A 21713-nucleotide genomic window follows, 5' to 3' on the forward strand; every position below is an offset into this window, starting at 1 on the left:
GGAAGGCCGCATTGTCGGCCATTTGCAGCGGCCCGGGTTGAGACGGACAGGTTCCGCCACCATAGAATCCCTCTCCAGATGCCAAGCGATGCCTCCTCCATGACCGAGACGACCTACGTATTCGACGCCACCACTGCGACCTTCGAGGCCGAAGTCCTGCAGAAGTCGCTGCAGACGCCGGTGCTGGTCGATTTCTGGGCCACCTGGTGCGGTCCGTGCAAGACGCTGGGACCGATGCTGGAAAAGCTGGCCGGCGAGTACAACGGCGCCTTTGAGCTGGCCAAGGTCGATGTCGACAAGGAACAGCAGATCGCTGCCGCCTTCCAGATCCGCTCGGTGCCGACCGTGTTCCTGGTCAAGGACGGGCAGCTGGTGGACGGCTTCCCCGGCGCCATCCCGGAGGGCCAGCTGCGCGAGTTCCTGGCCCAGCACGGCATCGTCCCCGCTGATGTCGGCGATACGGTCAGCGAGGAGGAAGCACCGCTGGACCCACAGGCACAGGTGGACGTGCTGCGCGCGCAGATCGCCGCCGAACCGGACAAGGACGAGCTGAAGCTCGACCTGGCCCTGGCCCTGCTGCAGATCGGCGGCGTGGATGAAGCCGGTACGCTGATCGACCGCCTGCCGGCCAACCTGGCCACCGACGACCGCGCCGTGCGCGCCCGTGCACGCCTGGCCTTCGCGTCCGCACTCAAGGACGCCCCGGCCGCCGAGGTGCTCGAATCACGCATCGCCGCCGATGGCAGCGACCTCAAGGCGCGCCATCTGCGGGGCGTGCAGCTGCTGCTGGAGGGCCAGGACGAGGCGGCCCTGGCCCAGTTCCTGGAAATGCTGCGGATCGACCGCGGTTTCGAGGACGGATTGCCGCGCAGGACCCTGATCGACGCCTTCAATGTGATCTCCGACGAGGACCTGGTCGGGCAGTACCGCAGGAAGATGGCCTCGCTGCTGTTCTGAACGGAAGCCTGTCCCGTTCAGAATCCCTGCACTGAACGCGGGCGATAATGTGATCGATGGCGGCCGTTCGGCCGCCGCGATCCATTCGGGGGGATGAGGGTCGGGGCCATTGGGTCTTGCTGCTGCGCCTCCGCATTGCCGGGACTGCAAACTGTGACCTTCGTCCGCACTTCGCCTTTCATTACGCGCCTCCAACGTGTCCTGCTGTGTGCCCTCCTGCTGCTGCCGGCCATCGCCGCCGCACAGGACTGGAACTACCGGGTCCGTCCCGGTGACACCCTCTGGGACCTGGGTGGCCTGTACCTGAAGCCTTCCGTGCCCTGGCAGCAGCTGCAGCAGCACAACCGCATCGCCAATCCCTATCAGCTGCCGCCGGGCCAGCTGCTGCGCTTCCCGATCAGCTGGCTGCGCACCGAGCCTGCGCCGGCACGGGTCCTGTCCGTGCGCGGCAAGGTCGGGCTGGTGGGCGGCGATGGCAGCGCCACCCGCGCGGTGCGGGCCGGAGAGCAGCTGCGCATCGGCGACACCGTGGAAACCGAAGGCGACTCCAGCATCACCCTCGAATTCGCCGATGCCTCGCGGTTGCAGCTGCGCGAGTATTCGCGCCTGCGCCTGGACCAGCTCAGCCGCTACGGCCGCACCGGCATGGTCGATACCCGCCTGCGCCTGCAGCAGGGCCGCGCCAGCAACCGAGTCACCCCGGCACGTGGCCCGGCATCGCGCTACATCATCGATGCACCGACGGCGACCAGCAGCGTGCGCGGCACGGTCTTCCGCGTCAGCGCCGGCGATGGCGATGCCGGCCGGATCGGTGCCACCGAAGTGCTGGAAGGACGGGTGCAGGTCGCCAACACCCACGGCCAGCGCCTTGTCCGTCCGGGTCAGGCCAGCCGCAACGCCAGCGCCGACAAGGCGCCCGCCGCCGTGGCCGCGCTGCTGCCGGCGCCGACGCTGCGTCAGGATGAGCTGAAACTGGCACCGCTGCCGAGCCTGCTGGCCTGGGACCCGGTCGCCGGAGCCGACCACTACCGGGTGGAGGTGGTGCAGGCGGCCACCCCGGAAATCCTGCTGTTCGCCGCCACCACCGCCGACACGCGACTGGCGATCGGCGATCTGCCGCCCGGCGAGCTGCGTGTGCTGCTGCGTGCGGTCGACGCACAGGGCGTGGAGGGCCTGGACGCCAGTGCCGACTTCGAACTCAGCGACCAACCGCCGCCGCCGTTGACCGTCTCTCCGCTGCACGGCCAGACCGTCAACAGCGATCGCCCCCGGTTCCGCTGGACCCAGGCCCCGGGCGCGAGCAGCAGCGTGCTGCAGGTCGCTGCAGAACCGACGTTCACGCAGCCGCTGCAGGAGCAGGCCAGCACCGGTACCGACCTGCGCCTGGCGCAGCCCCTGCCGCCGGGCCAGTACTACTGGCGCCTTGCCTCGCGCGATGACAACGGCCACCAGGGGCGCTATGGACAAGCACTGCCACTGCAGCTGACCAACGAACCGGTGGACCCTGCCCTGCAGCCGCCCGAGGCGGCGCATGGCCAACTGACCCTGCGCTGGCAGGCCGGCAGCGAAGGCCAGCGCTACCGCGTGCAGGTGGATCGTCGTGGCGACTTCGCCAGCCCGATGCTCGATGAAACCGTCGAGCAGCCCCAGGTCAGCTTCAAGCGGCCATGGAGCGGCACCCTGCACGTGCGCGTGCAGTACATCGACGACGACGGGCACGCAGGCGATTTCTCGCCCGCGCAGCAGGTCAAGCTGCCCTGCCGCCTGTGCTACGGCGCCGGCGGCGGCGGTGCGCTGCTGCTCTGGCTGTTGTTATGAGGCGTTCGCCGCTTCCATGGTCCCGACGGATCGCACTGGCCGTGCTGGCCGGTGTGCTGACCGCCGTGGCCAGCCATGGCCAGTGGCTGTGGCGCCAGGATGAAGCGGCCTACGACGCGATGGTCGGCGGCTGGGACTATCGACCCGACCCCAGCGTGCTGATCATCGCCATCGACGAAGGCAGCCTGCAGCGCATCGGCCAATGGCCATGGCCGCGCTCGGTACATGCGCGCCTGCTTGATCGCCTCACCGACGCCGGCGCTGAACGCATCGCACTGGACCTGATGCTGTCAGAACCCGACCGCCGCGACAGCCGCCAGGACGAAATCCTGGCCGCCGCGATCCGGCGCAATGGCCACGTCGTACTACCCGTGCTGGCGGCGCCGGCAGCCGGCGACCGCATGGCCGAGGAACTGCTGCCCATTCCACTGATCGCGGCCAGCGCTGCGGCGATCGGCCACAGCGATGTCGAAGTGGATGGCGATGGCGTCGCCCGTGGGGTGTACCTGCGCGCCGGCATCGGCCAGCCGCATTGGCCTGCGCTGGGCCTGGCCCTGGCCGGACTGCCCGCCAGCGCGATCGACGGCCTGCCGGATCCCGAGCCGGAGGTCGATTCCCCCTATCAGTGGCGCCGCGACGATTACGTGCGGGTGCGCTACGCCGGCCCGCCGGAACGATTGCCGCAGGTGTCCTATGCCGACGTGCTCGAGGGCCACGTGGACATGGCGATGCTGCATGGGCGACGCATCGTGGTCGGAATGACCGCCAGCGGCATCGCCCCGCGCCTGCTCACGCCGACCACGCGCGAGTACTGGATGAGCGGCAGCGAGTACCAGGCCAACATCGCCTCGATGCTGCTGCAGGGCAGGCAGATCCACGTCCTGCCACGGCTCTGCCAGGACGCCATCGGTGGCCTGCTGGTGGCGCTGTGCGTGATCCTCCTCGGCCTGCGCCTGCCCTGGCTGACGGCGCTCTGTTCGCTGCCGCTGGCCCCGCTGCTGAGCTGGGCGCTGCTGCGCGCCGGCAACCTGTGGTGGGCACCGGCCAGCGCGATGCTGGGCATCGTGCTGGTGCTGCTGGCCTGGGCGATATGGCGGATCGCGGCCTGGCACCGGCTGGCCAACCGTGACGCGCTGACCGGCCTGGGCAACCGGCTGCGTTTCGAACAGTCGCTGCAGCAGGAATGCGATGCCGCACGGCGCAGCGGCAAGCCACTCACGCTCGCGCTGATCGACGTCGATCACTTCAAGCACCACAACGACCGTCACGGTCACCAGGTCGGCGATCGCGTACTGCGCGAAGTGGCGCAGCAGATAGCCGCGCACGCGCGTCGCCCGCGCGACAAGGCGGCACGCTACGGCGGCGATGAGTTCGCGCTGGTGCTGCCGGATACGCCGGCCGAGGGCGCGCGGCAGGTGATCGAAGACCTCATCCAGAGCATCCGCGCCCTGCCCGCACCGGGTGAAGGCCATGGCGGCGGCATCACCCTGACCATCGGCGTCTATACCCGCATCCCCAACGGCGAGCTGCAACCCCACCATTTCGTGGAAGGTGCCGACGCGGCGCTGTACCAGGCCAAGGCCAATGGTCGCGACGGCTACGTGATCGACGCCGCAGGGTGACCCGCGCCGCGCACAGCTACAACATACGCATGCGAATGGTTAGACTTGGGGCCCGCCCCTCCGCCCTCGCGATGCACATGAACGCCCGCCTGTTCCGTTTCGGCATCAACCTGTGGCCGCCCTTCCTGTTCACCGGCATCCACGTCACCCGGGTCAGCCCGGACTACCGGCAGATCGACGTCGAGCTGCGCCAGCGCCCCTGGAACCGCAACTACGTGGGCACCCACTTCGGTGGCAGCCTGTTTGCGATGACCGACCCGTTCTGGATGCTGGGCCTGCTGCATATTCTCGGCCGCGACTACTACGTGTGGGACCGCGCCGGCGCGATCGACTTCCTCAAGCCGGGGCGCGGCACCGTGCGCACGTCGTTCCGCATCGACGATGCGCTGCTGGACGAACTGCGCGCCGACGCTGCCGGCGGCGGCAAAGTGCTGCGCTGGTTCAGCAACGATGTGGTCGATGAAAGCGGCGAGGTGGTCGCCCAGGTGCGCAAGCAGGTCTACCTGCGGCTGAAGCCGCACGCACGCTGATCCCGGCCGCATTCCCCCGCATCATCGGCAAGCGCTGGCCGCTACAATGCGCCCATGTCGCTCGAAGCCCCCTCCCTGGTCCCCCGCCCCTCCCTGCAGCGCCTGTTCCTGACCGGCCTGCTGACCCTGCTGCCGATCTGGCTCACCTGGGTCGTGGTCAAATTCGTGTTCGTGCTGCTGTCGGGCATCTCCAGCCCGCTGGTGGTGCCCCTGTCGGAGCAGATCGCGACCAGCTTCCCGCATTACCTGGGCTGGGTGCGCGCGGAGTGGATCCAGAACACCATCGCGCTGCTGGCGACGCTGCTGGTGATCCTGGCCGTGGGCGTGGCCAGCCGCCGCGTGCTCGGCCAGCGCCTGCTGCGCTGGATCGGCGCGGTGATCAAGCGGATCCCGCTGGCCAGCATCATCTACGACAGCGCCAAGAAGCTGCTGGACATGCTGCAGACCGAACCCGGCAGCACGCAGCGCGTCGTGCTGATCGACTTCCCGCACCGCGACATGAAGTCGGTCGGCCTGGTCACGCGGGTGATCAAGGAACACGGTACCGACCGCGAACTGGCAGCGGTGTACGTGCCGACCACGCCGAACCCGACCTCCGGCTATCTTGAAATCGTGCCGGTGGAACTGCTCACACCCACCGACTGGACCGTGGACCAGGCGATGAGCTTCATCATTTCCGGTGGTGCTGTGGCGCCAGCCAGCGTGCCGTTCACCCGCGCGGGCGAACGCACCGAATGAGCACGACGCCGGTCGAGCGCCCGCTGCAGGACCGCGCGGTCCTGCTGTTCATCGTGCTGGCCGCGTTCTTCTGCGGCAATGCCGTGCTGGCCGAGCTGATCGGAGTGAAGATCTTCGCGCTGGAAGACACGCTCGGCATCGACCCGCTGAACTGGAACCTGTTCGGCCAGACCGGATCGTTGAGCTTCACCGCCGGCACACTGCTGTGGCCGGTGGTGTTCATCATGACCGACACCATCAACGAGTTCTTCGGCAAGCGCGGGGTGCGTTTCATCTCGTGGTTGGCGGTGGTGCTGATCGCCTACGGCTTCCTGTTCGCTTTCGCGGCGATCTCGCTGGCGCCGGCCAGCTGGTGGGTCACCTCGATGAACGCCCATGGCGTGCCCGACTACCAGGCCGCGTTCGCCGCGGTGTTCGGCCAGGGCATGTGGACCATTGCTGGTTCGCTGGTGGCCTTCCTGCTCGGCCAGCTGATCGACGTGGCCGTGTTCCACAGGATCCGGCAGGCCACCGGCGAGCGCCACGTCTGGTTGCGCGCTACCGGTTCCACCGCGGTCTCGCAGCTGGTGGACAGCTTCGTGGTGATCTGGATCGCTTTCGTGCTCGGCCCGCAGCAGTGGCCGACATCGCTGTTCCTGGCGGTGAGCAGCGTCAACTACGTCTACAAGATGGGCTTTGCGATCGCCCTGATTCCCCTGCTGTACCTGATGCGCCGTGCGATCACCCGATACCTGGGTGTCGAGCGCGCGGCCGCGCTGCGGGCTGCGGCCGCGGCTGACTGAAGACCCAGCGGGCGCCAGCTGACTGCGCCCCCGCGCTGGCCGTACGCGGCCGGATCGTGCAAGCTCCACGGTCTGTGTTCCACGGAAGCTCCTGATGCCGTATTCCACCCGCGCCCTGGCCGCCGCCATTGCCGCGTTGTTCCTGTTCAGCGCCGTTCCGTCGGCCGAAGCTGCGAAGAAGAAGGCCAGCCGGCCCGCTGCGACGCAGAGCCGTCCGGCGGCCAAGCCCAAGGCGCGGCCCAGCACGCGCGCCACCGCACCGGCACGCAGCGCCACCCGCTCCCCCGCGCGCCCGGTCGCCGCCGCCCGCACTGTGCCCAAAACGGTCCAGCTGGAGCGCCTCTATGACGAATACTGGGATGCGTCGATGCGGTTGAACCCGCTGCAGGCGACCTTCCAGGGCGAAACCCGCTACAACGACCAGCTGCCGAACATCCTGTCCGCGGCGTGGCGCCAGCAGTCGCATGACTTCACCGTAGAGTGGCTGGGCAAGGTCGAGAAGATCGGCAGCGACGGCCTGCAGGGCCAGGACCTGCTGAGCTACGAGATCTTCGTGCGCGACGCGCGCGCGACCTTGGCCGCCGAGCCGTATCCCAGCTGGATGATGCCGATCAGCCAGTACTACAACGTCGGCAGCATCATGGCCATTCTCGGTGCCGGCGCGGGTGCGCAGCCGTTCAATACCGTGCAGGACTACGACACCTGGTCGCGCCGCTCGCTGGGCATTCCGGCGCTGTTCGACCAGGCCATCGACAACATGCGCCAGGGCATGAAGGCCGGTGTGGTGCAGCCGCGCGACCTGATGGAAAAAGTGCTGCCGCAGCTGGATGCGGTGATCAAGCCGACCGCCGAGGAAAGCATCTTCTGGTCGCCGATCCGGACCATGCCGGAGTCGATTTCCGCCGAGGACAAGGCGCGCATCAGTGCCGAGTACAAGCGCATGATCGAACTGCGCATCATGCCGTCCTACCGCGCCCTGCGCGGCTTCATCGCCACCGAGTACCTGCCGGCCACGCGGACCAGCAGCGGTCTGGGGGCCCTGCCCAATGGCCAGGCGTGGTACGCCAACCTGATCGTGCAGACCACGGCCAGCGAACAGACACCCGCGCAATGGCATGCGCTCGGCGAACAGCGCGTGCAGGAGCTGCAGGCGCAGATCGCCGCAGTGATGAAGGATGCGAAGCTGCGCGGCACGCCGACCAAGCTTCTGCGCAGCATGCGCAGTGATCGCCAGTTCCAGTATGGCGACGCCAACGCGCTGCTCGGCCGCTACCGCCAGGTGCAGCAGCAGGTCGCCACGCGCCTGCCGCAGGTGCTCGACACGCTGCCGAAGGCTGCCCTGGACATCCGTGCAGTGGAGCCCGAGCGTGCGCTCACCGCGGCCGCGGCCTCCTACCAGCCGACACAGCCCGGCGAGGCCGGGGTGCTGTATGTGAACACCCGCGACCTGCCCAGCCGCAAGCGCTGGAACGTGCCGGTGCAGTACCTGCATGAAGGCATTCCCGGCCACCACGTGCAACTGGGTCTGCAGCAGGAGCTGGCCAAGCAGCCGCGCTTCCGGCGTGCCGGCGGCGACCTGGCCTTCATCGAAGGCTGGGGCCTGTACTCGGAAACGCTGGGGGAAACGCTGGGCGTCTACACCGATCCCTACGATCGCATCGGCTATCTCTCCTCGCGCCTGCTGCGCGCAGCGCGCGTGGTCGCCGACACCGGCGTGCATGCCCAGGGCTGGAGCAAGCAGCAGGCCGTCGCCTACCTGCAGAAGACCGTGGACATGAGCAGCGATGATGCCAATGCCGAAGTGGAGCGGATCATGGCCCAGCCCGCGCAGGCGCTGTCCAACGTGGCCGGCCTGACGACCCTGCTGGCACTGCGCGACAAGGCCAAGGCACGCCAGGGTGCGGCATTCGACCTGCGCCGTTTCCATGCCGAACTGCTGAAGGACGGCTCGATGCCGCTGGACGTGCTGGAGCGGAAGATGGAACGATGGCTGTCACAGCCGCCGGGGTCCGCGCCCACCCCCTGATCGCCACGGAGCCCTCATGCGTCCCGCCACCGTCGTGTTCGCTGCCGTACTGGCCCTGCTGCCGCAGGCCGCGCCTGCCGCACCGGCGGTGATGCCACCGGATGCGGGCATCGATGGCCTGATGCAGGCCTATGATGGCCAGGTGCCGGGAGCAGCGGTACTGGTGCTGCACGATGGGCAGGCGGTGTTCCGCCGCGGGTACGGCCTGGCGGTGGTGGAAGATGGCACCGCGGTGACCGCGGCCAGCAATTTCCGGCTGGCCTCGGTGAGCAAGCAGTTCACCGCCGCCGCCGTGCTGCTGCTGGTGGAAGAGGGCCGCCTGGGCCTGGACCAGCCAGTGCGACGCTGGCTGCCGGAACTTCCCACTGCGGCGTCCTCCGTCACCCTCCGTCACCTGCTGTCGCATACCAGCGGTCTGCCCGACTATGAGGGCCTGATGGACCCCGCCGACAGCCGCCAGGTGCACGATGCGGACGTGCTGGCGCTGCTCGCACGCGAGGACCGGCTGGATTTCACACCGGGCACTGCGTACCGCTACAGCAACAGCGGATATGCGCTGCTGGCGCTGATCGTCGGGCGCGCGTCGGGCCAGGATTTCGCCACCTTCCTGCAGCAGCGGATCTTCGGCCCGCTGCACATGACCCACACCGTCGCCCACCAGGACGGCGTCGATACGGTCACTGCGCGGGCCTACGGCTACAGCTGGCTCGACGGTCGCTGGCAGCGCACCGACCAGAGCACCACCAGTGCCGTGCTGGGTGATGGTGGCATCTATTCCTCGCTGGACGACCTCGCCCGCTGGGATGCCGCACTGTACGACGACCGCCTGCTTTCAGCCGCATCGCGGCGGGCCATGTTCAGCCCGGCCACCGCAACCACCGAACCGGACGTACCGCATTACGGCTTCGGCTGGCGCCTCAACGGCCGCATGCAGTGGCACAGCGGCGAAAGCATCGGCTTCCGCAACGTCATCCTGCGCTATCCGGACCGGCATCTGACAGTGATCGTGCTGAGCAACCGCAACGACCCCGAACCCTATCCGCTGGCGCTGAAGATCGCCCAGCGCTGGCTGGACATCCTGCAATGACCGACGATCCGACCGCCCTGCTGGGCATCCATCATGCCGCGCTGATCTGCAGCGACTATGCGCGCTCGAAGGATTTCTACGTGCGCATCCTCGGCCTGCGCGTACTGGCCGAGAACCACCGTGCCGCGCGCGATTCGTGGAAGCTGGACCTGGCACTGCCCGATGGCGGCCAGCTGGAACTGTTCTCGTTCCCGTCACCACCGCCCCGGCCCAGCCACCCGGAGGCACAGGGCCTGCGTCACTTGGCCTTCCGCGTGGCCGCGCTGGAGCCATTCATCCAGCGCCTGGCCAGCTGCGGCGTGGACTGCGAACCGGTCCGCGTGGACGAATACACCGGCCGCCGCTTCACCTTCTTCGCCGACCCGGACGGCCTGCCGCTGGAACTCTACGAAGTCGGCTGATGGCTCGGGGTCAGATCCCTTTTCCATCGGGAAAGGATCTGGCCCCACTCACCTGCTCGACCCGGCACCCCCTTCCCCATACCCCGCCGAATGGGTATACAGTCGGCGTGTACCGGCACCGTGCCGGAATGACCCCTGGGAGGGGACCATGCGCAAGACCTTCAAGACCCTGCTGCTGGCGCTGCCGCTGTGCCTGGCGGCGCTCTCGGCGCAGGCCGCCGATGGCGCGGCCGGCCGCTGGAAGACCATCGACGACAAGACCGGCCAGGTGAAGTCCATCGTCGAGATCAGCCAGGCCGCCAACGGCACGCTGTCCGGCAAGGTGGTGGACATCCTGCACTCGGACAAGGGTCCGAACCCGGTCTGCGATGGCTGTGAGGGTGCCAACAGGAACAAGCCGGTGAAGGGCATGACCATCCTCTGGAACCTGAAGGCCGACGGCGCCAGCAAGTGGTCCGGCGGCACCATCCTCGACCCCGCCAACGGCAAGACCTACAAGTCGAAGATGGAACTGCAGCCGGGTGGCAACAAGCTGGACGTCTCCGGCTGCATCGCCTTCATCTGCCGGGCGCAGACCTGGGTACGCGAGTAGGCCACCGGCCCGTCCGTGCATTCCCGTGGCCCCGGCCCCGGCCGGGTCACCTCGTTGCGGGCATGCGATAATCTGCGGTTCCCCTCGGCTTCACCCCGCGACCATGACCCGTACCGCGCTCGTCACCACCGCCCTGCCCTACGCCAACGGCCCGCTGCATCTGGGCCATCTGGTCGGCTACATCCAGGCCGACATCTGGGTGCGTGCACGGCGAATGAGCGGCGGCAGGACCTGGTTCGTCTGCGCCGATGACACCCATGGCACGCCGATCATGCTCGCAGCCGAGAAGGCCGGGGTAACCCCGGAGGCCTTCATCGCCAGCATCCAGGCCAGCCATGAACGTGATTTCGCCGAATTCGGCGTGGCCTTCGATCACTACGATTCGACCAATTCGGCAGCCAACCAGGCGCTGACCGAGGCGTTCTACCTGAAGCTGGAAGCGGCCGGCCACATCAGCCGCCGTTCGGTGGCCCAGTTCTACGACCCGGCCAAGGGCATGTTCCTGCCGGACCGCTACATCAAGGGCATCTGCCCGAACTGCGGCAGCGCCGACCAGTACGGCGACAACTGCGAAGTCTGTGGCGCCACCTACAGCCCCACCGATCTGAAGGAGCCGAAATCGGTGATCTCCGGCGCTACGCCCGAGATCCGGGATTCGGAGCACTTCTTCTTCGAGGTCGGCCGCTTCGAGGGCTTCCTGCGCGAATGGCTGGCCGGCGACGTCGCGCTGCCCGGGGTGAAAGCCAAGCTGATGGAGTGGCTGGACGCGGAGGGCGGCCTGCGCGCGTGGGACATCTCGCGTGACGCGCCGTACTTCGGCTTCCAGATCCCGGGCCATCCGGGCAAGTACTTCTACGTCTGGCTGGACGCGCCGATCGGCTACCTGTCCAGCTTCCAGACCCTGTGCGGCACGCTCGGCGAGGATTTCCAAGCCCACCTGCGCGCCGGCACCGCCACCGAGCTGCACCACTTCATCGGCAAGGACATCGTCAATTTCCATGGCCTGTTCTGGCCGGCGGTGCTGCACGGCACCGGCCACCGCGCGCCGACCCGCCTGCACGTCAACGGCTATCTGACCGTTGACGGCGCCAAGATGAGCAAGTCGCGCGGCACCTTCGTGATGGCGCGCACCTTCCTCGATGCAGGACTGGAACCGGAAGCGCTGCGCTACTACTACGCGGCCAAGTCCGGCGGTGGCGTCGACGACCTCGACCTGAACCTGGGTGACTTCGTTGCCCGCGTCAACGCTGATCTGGTCGGCAAGTTCGTCAACCTGGCCAGCCGCTGCGCCGGCTTCATCAGCAAGCGTTTCGATGGCCTGCTCGCCGCGCAGCTGCCCGATGCCGCCCAGTACCAGCGCTTCATCGACAGCCTGGCGCCGATCCGCGAAGCCTACGAGCGCAACGATCCGGCGGCGGCGATCCGCCTGACCATGACCCTGGCCGACGAAGCCAACCGCTACATCGACGACGTCAAGCCGTGGGTGATCGCCAAGCAGGAAGGCGCCGACGCGCAGCTGCAGGCCGTGTGCAGCCAGGGCCTGAACCTGTTCCGTGTACTGGTCACCGCACTGAAGCCGGTACTGCCTTCCACCGCCGCCCAGGCCGAGGCGTTCCTGGCCGCGCCAGTGGCCGACTGGACCGACCTGGCGCAGCCGCTGCTGGCCCATCGAATCGCCGACTACACCCCACTGTTCACCCGTATCGACCCGAAGAAGATTGACGCCATGATCGACGCCTCCAAGGACACCCTGCAGCCGACCGCCGCTGCCCCCGCCGCCAAGGCCGACGCCGCCAAGGCCGACGCTGCCAAGCCGGCGGCTGCCGTGCCGGCCAGTGCCGCAACGGCCAGCGCCGAGGCACCGGCCTACATCGGCATCGACGACTTCGCCAAGCTCGACCTGCGCATCGGCAAGGTGCTGGTGTGCGAGTTCGTGGAGGGTTCGGACAAGCTGCTGCGCTTCGAGCTGGATGCCGGCGAACTTGGCAAGCGGCAGATCTTCTCCGGCATCCGTGCCAGCTACGGCGAGCCGGAAGCGCTGGTCGGCCGCAGCGTCGTGTTCATCGCCAACCTGGCCCCGCGCAAGATGCGCTTCGGCCTGAGTGAAGGCATGATCCTGTCGGCAGGTTTCGATGGTGGCGCGCTGGCGCTGCTGGACGCCGACAGCGGCGCGCAGCCGGGCATGCCGGTCCGCTGATGCACTGCGCGGGCGCGGCCACGGCGGCGCCCAGCGGTCACGGCAACGACGGGACGCACCACGGGAGGCATCGGAATGGAACTGGCGCTGTTCGACTTCGACCATACCGTCACCACCTGCGATACCTATGGCCGCTTCCTGCGCCGCGTGGCCACCGCCGAGCAGCTTGCGCAGGCGTGGTGGAAGGTGGGTCCGTGGCTGGCGGCGTACCGGCTGAAACTGATCTCGGCCGAACGCATCCGCGCCCGCGTCACCCGCCTCACCTTCAGCGAGCGCCACGCCGATGACATCGCAGCGCTGGCCACCGGCTTCTCGCGCGAGTTCCTGCCCGAGGTGGTGCGCCCGGAAATGCTGGAACAGATCCGCTGGCACAAGGAACAGCAGCACACCGTGGTGGTCGTGTCCGGTTCGCTGGATCTGTACCTGCGTCCCTGGTGCGAAACGCTGGGTCTTGAACTGATCTGCAACCGCCTTGAAAGCCGGGACGGACGCCTGACCGGCCGTTACCACGGCGGCGATTGCGGTCCTCGCAAGGTCGAGCAGATCCGTCGCCGTTTCGATCTGTCGCGTTACACGCGCATCCACGCTTATGGCGACAGCGCAGAGGACCGGCCGATGCTGGCCCTCGCCCACGAGCGTTGGTTCCGTGGCAAACCCCTGAAATGATCCATACGCGCAGCCTTCGCCACGCATGAGCCTGATTCCGCCGCTGACCGAACGCCTGGACCGACTGTTGCCGCAGACGCAATGCGGACAATGCGGCTATGACGGTTGCCGCCCCTATGCGCAGGCGATGGCGCGCGGCGAGGCGGGCGTGGACCGCTGCCCGCCGGGCGGCGATGCGGGCGCGCGTGCACTGGCCCAGGTACTGGGTGTGCCGGCACTGCCGTTTGATCGTACGCGCGGCGAACACAAGGCGCCGCAGGTTGCGGTGATCGTCGAGGCCGACTGCATCGGCTGCACCAAGTGCATCCAGGCCTGCCCGGTGGACGCGATCGTCGGCGGCGCGAAGTACATGCATACCGTGATCGCCGACCTGTGCACGGGCTGCGAGTTGTGCATTCCACCGTGTCCGGTGGACTGCATCGTGCTGCGGGAACGGTAGCGGTGCCAGCTCCCTTCCGGCAGGAAAGGGAGCTGACACCCGCCCGCCGTTACGGCACGGCCGCCGTCACCACGATCTCGACCTTCCACTCGGCGTGTGCCAGCTTGGCTTCGACCGTGGCACGGGCCGGGGTCGCACCCTCGACCACCCATTCGTCCCACGCCTTGTTCATGCCGTCGAAGTCGGCCATGTCGGCCAGGAACACCTCCGCGCGCAGCACATGCTGGCGATCACTGGCCACCAGTGCCAGCAGCTTGTCGATCTCGGCCAGCACCTGCCGGGTCTGTCCGGTGATGTCCTGGCTGGTGTCCTCCGGAATCTGGCCGGAGAGGTAGGCAACCTTGTTGTACACGGTCATTTCGGACATGCGCGGTCCGACGTCGTAACGCTCCATCATGGGCGTGGCTCCTGCGGGTGATCAGGCCTGCATTGTCCTCCAAACCGGCGGCGGGTGGGGCTCTTGCACCACCGCTGTTCAAATGCCTTCGAGAGGCGCACGATGCGCCACGCCCGCGTTGACACCGCCCTCGCCCTCCCTGCCGCACCCTTGCGCCGATGACCGTCCCTTCCGATCCCGCAACCGCTCTGTCCATCCCGGTCTGGAAGCGGCTGCTTACCATCTTCGTTCCCCTGCTGATCCTGGCCCTGGCCCTGCATGGCCTGGCCGGCGAGTTCGACGAACATGGCTACCGCGCCATCCGCCAGGCGTTCCATGCACTCAGCGCAACGCAGATCGCACTGACCGTGACGCTGGGCCTGGCCAGTTATGCCTGCCTGATCGGCTTCGATGCCATCGGCCTGCGACGCAGCGGCATCCGCGTGCATCCCGCGCGCATCGGCATCACCGCGTTTCTCGCCCACACCCTGGGCCAGACCGTCGGCTTTGCGGCCTTGACCGGCGGCGCGGTGCGCCTGCGGGGCTATCGCGGTGCCGGGCTGGATCTGGCCCAGATCGGCCAGGTCGTGCTGATGAGCACGCTCGGTTTCATGTTCGGTGCATGGCTGTTGATCGGCCTGGCGTTATGCCTGGAACCCTCAGCGGCGGCGCTGGCGCTGCCGTTGGATTCCGGCGCCGTGCGCGCGGTCGGCATTGCCGCCCTGCTCGCCTATCTGGCCACGGTGCTGCTGGTCGGCCGCAGCGGACGCCAGTTCCGTGTGTTCGGCCACGCCCTGTGGCTGCCCGACCGGCTGACCATGCTCGGCGTCACCGCGCTCAGCGTGATCGAACTGGTGCTGGCCAGCGCAGCGTTCTACGTGCTGCTTCCGGACTCCACGCCCACCGGGCTTCCCGGCTTCGTCGGCCTGTACCTGGTGGCGGTGCTGGCAGGCCTGGTCTCGACCGTTCCGGCCGGCCTGGGCGTGTTCGAGTGGAGCCTGCTCAAGCTGCTGCCGCAGGTGGCACCGGCGGCGGTGCTGGCGGCCGCGCTGATCTACCGCGTCACCTACTACGTCCTGCCGCTGCTGCTGGCCACCGTGCTCGCGCTTGCGCCTGCACTGCGGCGACCGCTGCGGGCCAGCGCCGGCGCCACCCGCGCCGGCTGGAACGCGCTGCGCCCCTGGCTGCCGCAGATCATCGCGCTGGCGGCTTTCAGCATCGGCGCCGCCCTGGTCATCGATGGCACCTTGCCGACCCCGCGTCGCCATCTGCTCAATGCATCGCTGCCGATCCTGGAAACATCGCACCTGATCGGCAGTCTTGGCGGTGTCGCCCTGCTGCTGATCGGCCAGGGCCTGGCCCGGCGCAGCCACGCCGCGTGGATGCTGGCGATGGCGGTCTGCGTGATCACGCCGCTGCCGCTGTGGCTGCGCGGCGGTCAACCGTTGATCGCGGTATCGGCCGTACTGGTCGCGATGGCACTGTGGGCCGCACGCCGTGAGTTCTACCGCCAGGGTGCGCTGCTGGATGAGGCGTGGTCGTGGCCATGGTTGCGCAACCTGGGGCTGGTCCTGGTCGCGGTCACCTGGCTGCTGTTCTTCACGTACAGCCATGTCGAGTACCAGAACGAACTCTGGTGGCAGTTCGCACTGTCCGGCAACGCACCGCGTGCGCTGCGTGCGCTGCTGGTGGTAGCCATCGCCCTGGTGATGTTCGGCCTCGCCCGCCTGCTGCACAGCACGCGCAGCCCGCTGCCGGCCGCTGACGAAGCCACGCTGCAGGCGTTGGCACCGGTGCTGGCCAGCGCCACCGACACCCAGGCCTGCCTGGTGCTGACCGCCGACAAGGCAGTGCTGCGCGACGATGCCCGGCAGGGCTTCGTGATGATGCAGCGCTACGGCGGCTCGTTGATCGCGATGGGTGATCCGGTCGGCCCGCCGGAGGTCGCACGTGCGTTGATCTGGCGTTTCCGTGAGGAAGCCGACCGCCTCGGCCTGCGCCCGGTGTTCTACCAGGTGGGCGAAGCCTACTGGCAGACCTATCTGGATCTCGGCCTGGGCCTGGTCAAGCTGGGCGAGGAAGCGATCGTGCCGCTGCACGACTTCGGTCTGGAAGGCCGCGAACGCGCCGACCTGCGCCAGGCATGGAACCGGGGCAAGCGCAGTGGCCTGTCGTTCCGGGTGGCGCCGGTGGAAGAGGTCCCCAGCCTGCTGCCGCGCCTGCATGCGATCTCCAATGCCTGGCTGGAAGACAAGTCCGGTGACGAGAAAGGATTCTCGCTGGGCAGCTTCGATCCCGATTACCTGGTGCGGTTCCCGGTCGCGCTGGTCGAGGCCGAAGGTCGGATCGTCGCCTTCGCCAACCTGTGGCAGGCGCCAGCCGGTGCCGAGCTGTCGGTGGACCTGATGCGGCACGTCAGCGACGCGCCGAAAGGCACGATGGATTTCCTGTTCATCGAACTGTTCCTGTGGGGCCGGGCGCAGGGCCATGCGCGTTTCTCGCTGGGCATGGCGCCCCTGTCTGGGCTGGCCCAGCATCGCCTGGCGGGCCGCTGGAATCGTCTTGCCGGCCTGCTGGCACGGCATGGTGAGCGCTTCTATGGCTTCAGTGGCCTGCGCCGCTTCAAGTCGAAGTTCGATCCGCAGTGGCGCCCGCGCTACCTGGCGGCGCCCGGTGGCATGCACCTGCCGGCAGCCCTGCTGGACGCCACCCGCCTGATTTCGCTGGATCCACGCCGCGGCTGAGCCACCCGACCGCCGGGCATGGCCCGGCGCTGCTCCTGCAGGCGTGTGCTGATTACGCGCCGCCCTTGAGGATGACCTCGGCCAGACGATCGTAGTCGCCACCGAAATGGTGGTCGCCAGGCAACCGGATCCTGCGCACGCCCTCGTTCGCAGGCAGGTCCGGACACAGCGCGTCCTCATCCTTGTCGCCATAGACGCACAGGGTCTTGGCCGCCGGCAGCCTGGCCAGTTCCGGCGCGATCGGCAGGCCATCGCCGCCACCGCCCAGCCAGTTGCTGACATGGAACTCGAAATCGGCCTTCCGCCCCACGGAGAGCAGCACGATGCGCTCGAGTGCTTCGCGGCTGCCGGCATCGAGCCGGTTGATGGTGGCCGGCAGCACGTCGGCGCCCTGCGAGAAGCCGATCAGCATCACCTTGTCGCGCCGCCATTGCTGGCGGTAGTGGTCGATGATCTTCTGCAGGTCAGCGGCAAACCCCTCCGGCGTGCGTTCGCTCCAGAAATAACGCAGCGAATCGATGCCCACCACGGCCACGCTGTGTTCGGCCAGCGACGAGGCCACGTCCTTGTCCAGTCCCGCCCAGCCGCCATCACCGGAGACGAAGATCGCCAGCGTATCGCCGTCACCGTGCGCGGGGACTTCCACCACGGGCAGGCCCTTCAACGCCGCCGGCGGCGGTGCCAGGCTGATGCCGGCCTGCGCACCGATCACCCGCGCGGCAGCCACCAGTCCCGGCGTGGCATCGCCGCGGGCGCTGCGCTTGAATCCGCGCGCCATCGCGACCTGCTGCACGAACGGACCCGCTCCCTGGCCCCTGCAGCCCATATCGCCGATGGCATTCAACCAGGGAAAGTTCAGTTCGGCCGGTTGCAGCCGCCCCTCCTTGACGCCGTCTCCGCAGACCATGCGTTCGTGGGCATGGTCGGGACAGAAGCCGGAGGTCAGCAGGCCGGCGAACACCTGGGTGTCGGCCTGTGCGGCCAGGCTGTAGGCCAGCTCGGCACCCTCACCATCGCCGCCGACCAGCGGCAGGTGATATCCCGGCAGGTGCAGGAACGCCTGCACCCAGCGCGAGAAATTCTCGACGTCGCCAGCACCGAACGAACAGGTGCTATCGCCTTCGCGTTCAAGCACGCCCCGCAGGTGCGCCACATCCACCGCCGCCACCAGCGCACCGTCGGCACGCAGTGCTTCGATCGGCGCCAGGCTGGCAGCGCCATAGGGACCTTCGTGGAACCAGATCACCACCCGCTGCGGCACTCCCGCCGGCAGATGCACCGGCACCTGCTCGAATCGGCCATGGCTGACCTGCTGCACGGATGCCGCGGCCACCGCCGGCAACGCCGCCAGTGCCATCACCAGTCCCATCGCCCTGCCCAACCCTGCACGCGTCATGTCGCAACCCCAGTGGAATGCGCACACGATACGCCGCCACCGCGTGCACGACACGTACCGGTCACGGCCGTTCGCCGGGCCCGCGGCCAGGGTTCAGGCGCGTGTGCGCGCCAGACCGCGCCGGTACAGGGTGACGGCCAGCCAGAGCAGCCAGCCGACGATCACGGCGATCACCAGCTTCTGCCCCAGCCCGCGCGGCGGCCCGTCACGCCAGAGCACATGCAGCCACAGCAACGCGAAGGCCAGCCAGGCCCAGCCCCACAGCAGGGCAGCACTGCGCTGCCAGCCCGGCTCGCGACGCAGGTACCACGCCTGCAGCAGCATGCCGACGCTGGCACACAGGAAGGCCGTGTTGGCAGCCACGCCATGCACCAGCGGCGCCAGCAGCGGCGTCGCCTGCGGCAGCCAGCTGTCGCCGATGGCGACCGTCGCCAGGCCCAGGGCGGACACGGTGAACAGCAGCGGCGCGGCCGCGCTGCGGCGGGGCCCCACGCTGTGACGATAGAGCGCGATGCCGAGCGCGGCGATCGCCACCGCCAGCAGGCAGTAGGCGGCGCGCAGCGCCAGACCCCAGGGACCGTGCAGGTACAGGCTCAGGGTCGCGCGCATCCAATCCAGATCAGCGCGCGCGAACTGCGTCCACAGGGCCGTCGCCACGAACAACAGGAGCGCCACCAGAGCCAGCAGCGCAGCCGGACGCGCTCCGGTCATGGCGTGGCCTCCGGGTGCCGCGCCTTCCATTCGGCCAACGCCTTGCGGTAACGCTGCAGCTCTTCGGCATACAGATCGAGTACGCACAGCGGGCAGCCGCTGCCGCAGCACTCGTTGGGACCAGGTTCTTCTGGTGCGGTCTGCCGGGGATCAGGATCGGGAACGGACACGGTGGGCGGCGCTACCTTGCAGATGCAGGCCGCCAGTGTAACTGCCCCGCTCAGGTGTCCAGCCGGCGGCGCAGGTTCGCGCGTGCCGCGGCATCCAGGCGCTGGTGGAAGAAGTCGCTGAGGAAGATCCGCGGTGCGCGCAGCAATCCCTGCAGGAAGCGGCGGCGGCCGGCGCGGTACAGGAAACCCGGGACCACCCCCTGGTACTCCTCGGCCACACCACGATCGTAAGCATCGAACACCGGTGCAGGCGCACCCAGGATCGCCATGTCGCAATCCAGGAACAGCGCCGCTTCGGCGTCGACATCCGCAGGACCGAGTTCGCCATGACGGGCAGTCAGCAGGATCAGCTGCTCGACGCGGGCGGCGTCGATGCCCGCCAGCGCAGGCTCCTGCGCGATGGCCTGCACGGCCAGTGCCGCCGAGCGTGCCTCGTTGTCCTTGCGCCCCGCCTCGTAGACCGCATCGTGGTAAAGCGCGGCCAGAAAGACCTCGGCGGGCTGCCGCCAACCCGGTCCATCGGCGACGTCCTGGCAGTGCTGCAGCACCGCGCGCACGTGGCCGAAGTGATGGTACGCGCGTGGCGGCGTGGCATATCGGTCCTGCAACGCCTGCCACTGCGCCGGATCGAGCGGAATCGGGGCGAAGTCCATGCCGGCATGATCCTGCCAGACGCCCCGGCCAGCAAGCTGGACAATAATTCACCACGCACTCACAGCCGCCGTCCGGCAAGGGCGGAGCACAGTTGTCCACAGCTTTGCCGAGCGCTGGTCCACATCGCCTGTGGATGACCGCGCCGCCGACCGGCGGTCGATGCACCGGCGCACGGGCAGGACTACACTCGGCGGCAGGCGGATGCGCCCGCCGCTGCCGGGAATTGCCATGCAACGTCCTGCCACCCGATTCCTGCTGCTCGCCCTGCTCGCGCTGGCGGCGCCGGCCGCCGTTGCCCTGGACGGTCCTGCCGCCGCACCGGCCGCTCAGTACCGCCCCGCCCCAGCGAGCGTGCCGACCGCAGACGAAGTGCTGGCGATTCCGCCGGCGCTGCGCGCGATGCTGACCCGACAGGTGATCGCGCGCAGCCACTCGCGCGACCAGCGCCTGCAGGCCCTGGTGGAGATGATCTTTGATCGGCAAGGACTGGATCTGCAGTACGACGCCGACGCGACCTATACCGTCGGCGAAGTCTGGCAGTACCGCCGCGCCAACTGCCTGGCATTCACGCTGCTGTTCGTGTCGCTGGCACGCGAGGCCGGCATCCAGGCCCGGGTGCAGGAAGTCGGCAGCGTGGTGTCCTGGTATCAGGAGCAGGACCAGGGCGTGGTCTACAGCGTCGGCCACGTCAATGCCGGGGTCGACGTCGGCGGCCGCTTCGGCACGGTCGATCTGGACCGCAACGTGCTGTACGACCGCCACGGCCCGCAGCCGATCGACCGTGCCCGTGCGTTGGCGCACTTCTACAACAACCGTGGCGCCGAACGCATGGCCAGCGACGATCTGGATGGTGCCCGGGTGTTCTTCGATGCAGCGGTGGCGCAAGACGCGCGATTCGCACCGGCCTGGAACAACCTGGGCGTGCTGGACAACCGGAAGGGAGACACCGCCGGCGCACGTCGTGCGCTGGAAATGGCACTGCGCCTGGACGGCCGTCAGGATGCGGCACTGAACAACGCCAGTGCGCTCTACCGGCGGTTGGGCCTGGTGGCAGCAGCGCAGCAGCTGGAGCGCCGCCTGCGCGCCGTACAGCGCGAGGATCCGTTTGCCCAGTACATGCTCGGGGCCCGCGCCGAACGCGCAGGCGACCTGGCGGAGGCCATCCGCTGCTACCGCCGGGCGGTGCGCCTGTACGATGCCGCACACCAGTTCCATTTCGGCCTGGCGAGGGTGTACTTCCTCGCCGGCCAGCTGGCCCGCGCCGACAAGGAACTGACACGGGCCCAGGAACTCGGCGGGGCGCCGCAGCAGGCCCGCTACCAGGCCAAGCTGGACAGCCTGGCCCGCTGGCGGGCGCAGCAGCAGGCCAGGCGCTGAGGGCCCGTCAGGCCTTCTTGAGGAAGCAGGTTTTCAGCACCAGCCCCTTGATCTTGTCCGAGTTGCCTTCGATGTGCTCCGCATCGTCCTCGACCAGCCGGATGTTGCGGATCACCGTGCCCTGCTTGAGCGGAATCGAGGAGCCCTTGACCTTCAGGTCCTTGATCACGGTCACGGTGTCGCCGGCCTGCAGGGTGTTGCCGTTGCTGTCACGCACGACCAGCGCCTGCCCCGCGCCCTCCTCGGCGGTCCATTCGAAGCCGCAATCGGCGCAGATCCACAGCGCACCATCGGCATAGGTGTTTTCCAGGGTGCACTGCGGACAAGCGGGAACGGACGACATTGCAAGTACCTCAAAATGAATCAACGGCCGCCATTGTAACCGCCCGCTCTTTTCACCCGTTCTCCCGCGGCCGCTCCCCCTGCCCGC

Annotated in this window: 21 protein-coding genes; 15 read left to right on the forward strand and 6 right to left on the reverse strand. The window is 68.4% G+C overall.

Annotated elements, in window-relative coordinates:
• The first annotated feature begins 99 nt into the window (after positions 1–99).
• The 13 genes from trxA to rnfB all read left to right on the forward strand — a co-directional run bounded on the left by trxA (position 100) and on the right by rnfB (position 13855).
• Entirely contained in the window at positions 100–957 is an 858-nt protein-coding gene (trxA, locus tag ACVOME_RS06385) for a thioredoxin (RefSeq protein WP_053520124.1), read from the forward strand.
• Between the two features lie 153 nt (positions 958–1110).
• On the forward strand, positions 1111–2775 hold the full coding sequence (locus ACVOME_RS06390; RefSeq protein WP_481504847.1) for a FecR family protein: 1665 nt from the start codon (positions 1111–1113) through the stop codon (positions 2773–2775).
• Positions 2772–4397, forward strand: coding sequence for a CHASE2 domain-containing protein (locus ACVOME_RS06395; RefSeq protein ID WP_262100418.1), 1626 nt, complete (start codon positions 2772–2774; stop codon positions 4395–4397). The genes ACVOME_RS06390 and ACVOME_RS06395 overlap by 4 nt, the downstream gene beginning before the upstream one ends.
• 77 nt (positions 4398–4474) lie before the next feature.
• Positions 4475–4927 (forward strand): DUF4442 domain-containing protein, encoded by a 453-nt coding sequence (locus ACVOME_RS06400; RefSeq protein WP_065174907.1) that lies wholly within the window; start codon positions 4475–4477, stop codon positions 4925–4927.
• A 54-nt stretch (positions 4928–4981) separates the two neighbouring features.
• Positions 4982–5665, forward strand: coding sequence for a DUF502 domain-containing protein (locus ACVOME_RS06405; RefSeq protein ID WP_053520126.1), 684 nt, complete (start codon positions 4982–4984; stop codon positions 5663–5665).
• Positions 5662–6447, forward strand: coding sequence for a queuosine precursor transporter (locus ACVOME_RS06410; protein ID WP_053520127.1), 786 nt, complete (start codon positions 5662–5664; stop codon positions 6445–6447). Before ACVOME_RS06405 ends, ACVOME_RS06410 begins: the two co-directional genes overlap by 4 nt.
• 94 nt (positions 6448–6541) lie before the next feature.
• Positions 6542–8473: a DUF885 domain-containing protein gene (locus tag ACVOME_RS06415; RefSeq protein WP_065181825.1), complete on the forward strand. Its 1932-nt coding sequence runs from the start codon at positions 6542–6544 to the stop codon at positions 8471–8473.
• Between the two features lie 16 nt (positions 8474–8489).
• A complete protein-coding gene (locus ACVOME_RS06420; RefSeq protein WP_180876106.1) occupies positions 8490–9560 on the forward strand; it encodes a serine hydrolase domain-containing protein in 1071 nt (356 codons plus the stop codon).
• Positions 9557–9961 (forward strand): SMU1112c/YaeR family gloxylase I-like metalloprotein, encoded by a 405-nt coding sequence (gene gloA2 / locus ACVOME_RS06425; RefSeq protein ID WP_481504848.1) that lies wholly within the window; start codon positions 9557–9559, stop codon positions 9959–9961. The genes ACVOME_RS06420 and gloA2 overlap by 4 nt, the downstream gene beginning before the upstream one ends.
• Before the next feature lie 148 nt (positions 9962–10109).
• A complete protein-coding gene (locus ACVOME_RS06430) occupies positions 10110–10553 on the forward strand; it encodes a DUF2147 domain-containing protein (RefSeq protein ID WP_053519945.1) in 444 nt (147 codons plus the stop codon).
• A 103-nt stretch (positions 10554–10656) separates the two neighbouring features.
• Positions 10657–12750, forward strand: coding sequence for a methionine--tRNA ligase (gene metG / locus ACVOME_RS06435; RefSeq protein ID WP_481504849.1), 2094 nt, complete (start codon positions 10657–10659; stop codon positions 12748–12750).
• A gap of 75 nt (positions 12751–12825) precedes the next feature.
• Positions 12826–13416, forward strand: coding sequence for an HAD family hydrolase (locus ACVOME_RS06440; protein WP_065174860.1), 591 nt, complete (start codon positions 12826–12828; stop codon positions 13414–13416).
• Positions 13417–13441: 25 nt separating this feature from the next.
• Positions 13442–13855, forward strand: a complete 414-nt coding sequence (gene rnfB, locus ACVOME_RS06445; RefSeq protein ID WP_080375344.1) for an Rnf electron transport complex subunit RnfB — start codon at positions 13442–13444, stop codon at positions 13853–13855.
• A 49-nt stretch (positions 13856–13904) separates the two neighbouring features.
• On the opposite strand, the gene ACVOME_RS06450 is transcribed toward rnfB, so the two are convergent.
• The gene (locus ACVOME_RS06450) at positions 13905–14252 is read right to left on the reverse strand and encodes a RidA family protein (RefSeq protein WP_049426796.1); all 348 of its coding nucleotides are present in this window, start codon (positions 14250–14252) and stop codon (positions 13905–13907) included.
• A gap of 158 nt (positions 14253–14410) precedes the next feature.
• Here ACVOME_RS06450 and mprF point away from each other — a divergent pair, with 158 nt between their 5' ends.
• Positions 14411–16975: a bifunctional lysylphosphatidylglycerol flippase/synthetase MprF gene (gene mprF / locus ACVOME_RS06455; RefSeq protein WP_481504850.1), complete on the forward strand. Its 2565-nt coding sequence runs from the start codon at positions 14411–14413 to the stop codon at positions 16973–16975.
• Positions 16976–17027: 52 nt separating this feature from the next.
• On the opposite strand, the gene ACVOME_RS06460 is transcribed toward mprF, so the two are convergent.
• The 4 genes from ACVOME_RS06460 to ACVOME_RS06475 all read right to left on the reverse strand — a co-directional run bounded on the left by ACVOME_RS06460 (position 17028) and on the right by ACVOME_RS06475 (position 19905).
• On the reverse strand, positions 17028–18371 hold the full coding sequence (locus tag ACVOME_RS06460) for a virulence factor family protein (RefSeq protein ID WP_481504851.1): 1344 nt from the start codon (positions 18369–18371) through the stop codon (positions 17028–17030).
• 93 nt (positions 18372–18464) lie between these two features.
• On the reverse strand, positions 18465–19082 hold the full coding sequence (locus ACVOME_RS06465) for a DUF998 domain-containing protein (protein ID WP_053519940.1): 618 nt from the start codon (positions 19080–19082) through the stop codon (positions 18465–18467).
• A complete protein-coding gene (locus tag ACVOME_RS06470) occupies positions 19079–19252 on the reverse strand; it encodes an oxidoreductase-like domain-containing protein (protein ID WP_481504852.1) in 174 nt (57 codons plus the stop codon). Before ACVOME_RS06470 ends, ACVOME_RS06465 begins: the two co-directional genes overlap by 4 nt.
• Before the next feature lie 50 nt (positions 19253–19302).
• Positions 19303–19905 carry an HD domain-containing protein gene (locus tag ACVOME_RS06475; protein ID WP_053519939.1) on the reverse strand — a complete coding sequence of 201 codons (603 nt, stop codon included), beginning with the start codon at positions 19903–19905 and terminating at the stop codon, positions 19303–19305.
• Positions 19906–20134: 229 nt separating this feature from the next.
• Here ACVOME_RS06475 and ACVOME_RS06480 point away from each other — a divergent pair, with 229 nt between their 5' ends.
• Positions 20135–21283 carry a tetratricopeptide repeat protein gene (locus ACVOME_RS06480; RefSeq protein WP_065181978.1) on the forward strand — a complete coding sequence of 383 codons (1149 nt, stop codon included), beginning with the start codon at positions 20135–20137 and terminating at the stop codon, positions 21281–21283.
• Positions 21284–21290: 7 nt separating this feature from the next.
• On the opposite strand, the gene ACVOME_RS06485 is transcribed toward ACVOME_RS06480, so the two are convergent.
• Positions 21291–21626, reverse strand: a complete 336-nt coding sequence (locus tag ACVOME_RS06485; RefSeq protein ID WP_053519938.1) for a zinc ribbon domain-containing protein YjdM — start codon at positions 21624–21626, stop codon at positions 21291–21293.
• Positions 21627–21713 lie beyond the last annotated feature (87 nt).

Source organism: Stenotrophomonas sp. STEN008 (assembly GCF_056760435.1).

Excerpts from the sequence above, each read along its gene's own strand:
- trxA (WP_053520124.1), top strand. The coding sequence starts at position 100 with ATGACCGAGACGACCTACGTATTCGACGCCACCACTGCGACCTTCGAG.
- ACVOME_RS06395 (WP_262100418.1), top strand. The coding sequence starts at position 2,772 with ATGAGGCGTTCGCCGCTTCCATGGTCCCGACGGATCGCACTGGCCGTG.
- ACVOME_RS06400 (WP_065174907.1), top strand. The coding sequence starts at position 4,475 with ATGAACGCCCGCCTGTTCCGTTTCGGCATCAACCTGTGGCCGCCCTTC.
- ACVOME_RS06405 (WP_053520126.1), top strand. The coding sequence starts at position 4,982 with ATGTCGCTCGAAGCCCCCTCCCTGGTCCCCCGCCCCTCCCTGCAGCGC.
- ACVOME_RS06410 (WP_053520127.1), top strand. The coding sequence starts at position 5,662 with ATGAGCACGACGCCGGTCGAGCGCCCGCTGCAGGACCGCGCGGTCCTG.
- ACVOME_RS06415 (WP_065181825.1), top strand. The coding sequence starts at position 6,542 with ATGCCGTATTCCACCCGCGCCCTGGCCGCCGCCATTGCCGCGTTGTTC.
- ACVOME_RS06420 (WP_180876106.1), top strand. The coding sequence starts at position 8,490 with ATGCGTCCCGCCACCGTCGTGTTCGCTGCCGTACTGGCCCTGCTGCCG.
- gloA2 (WP_481504848.1), top strand. The coding sequence starts at position 9,557 with ATGACCGACGATCCGACCGCCCTGCTGGGCATCCATCATGCCGCGCTG.
- ACVOME_RS06430 (WP_053519945.1), top strand. The coding sequence starts at position 10,110 with ATGCGCAAGACCTTCAAGACCCTGCTGCTGGCGCTGCCGCTGTGCCTG.
- metG (WP_481504849.1), top strand. The coding sequence starts at position 10,657 with ATGACCCGTACCGCGCTCGTCACCACCGCCCTGCCCTACGCCAACGGC.
- ACVOME_RS06440 (WP_065174860.1), top strand. The coding sequence starts at position 12,826 with ATGGAACTGGCGCTGTTCGACTTCGACCATACCGTCACCACCTGCGAT.
- rnfB (WP_080375344.1), top strand. The coding sequence starts at position 13,442 with ATGAGCCTGATTCCGCCGCTGACCGAACGCCTGGACCGACTGTTGCCG.
- ACVOME_RS06450 (WP_049426796.1), bottom strand. The coding sequence starts at position 14,252 with ATGATGGAGCGTTACGACGTCGGACCGCGCATGTCCGAAATGACCGTG.
- mprF (WP_481504850.1), top strand. The coding sequence starts at position 14,411 with ATGACCGTCCCTTCCGATCCCGCAACCGCTCTGTCCATCCCGGTCTGG.
- ACVOME_RS06460 (WP_481504851.1), bottom strand. The coding sequence starts at position 18,371 with ATGACGCGTGCAGGGTTGGGCAGGGCGATGGGACTGGTGATGGCACTG.
- ACVOME_RS06465 (WP_053519940.1), bottom strand. The coding sequence starts at position 19,082 with ATGACCGGAGCGCGTCCGGCTGCGCTGCTGGCTCTGGTGGCGCTCCTG.
- ACVOME_RS06475 (WP_053519939.1), bottom strand. The coding sequence starts at position 19,905 with ATGGACTTCGCCCCGATTCCGCTCGATCCGGCGCAGTGGCAGGCGTTG.
- ACVOME_RS06480 (WP_065181978.1), top strand. The coding sequence starts at position 20,135 with ATGCAACGTCCTGCCACCCGATTCCTGCTGCTCGCCCTGCTCGCGCTG.
- ACVOME_RS06485 (WP_053519938.1), bottom strand. The coding sequence starts at position 21,626 with ATGTCGTCCGTTCCCGCTTGTCCGCAGTGCACCCTGGAAAACACCTAT.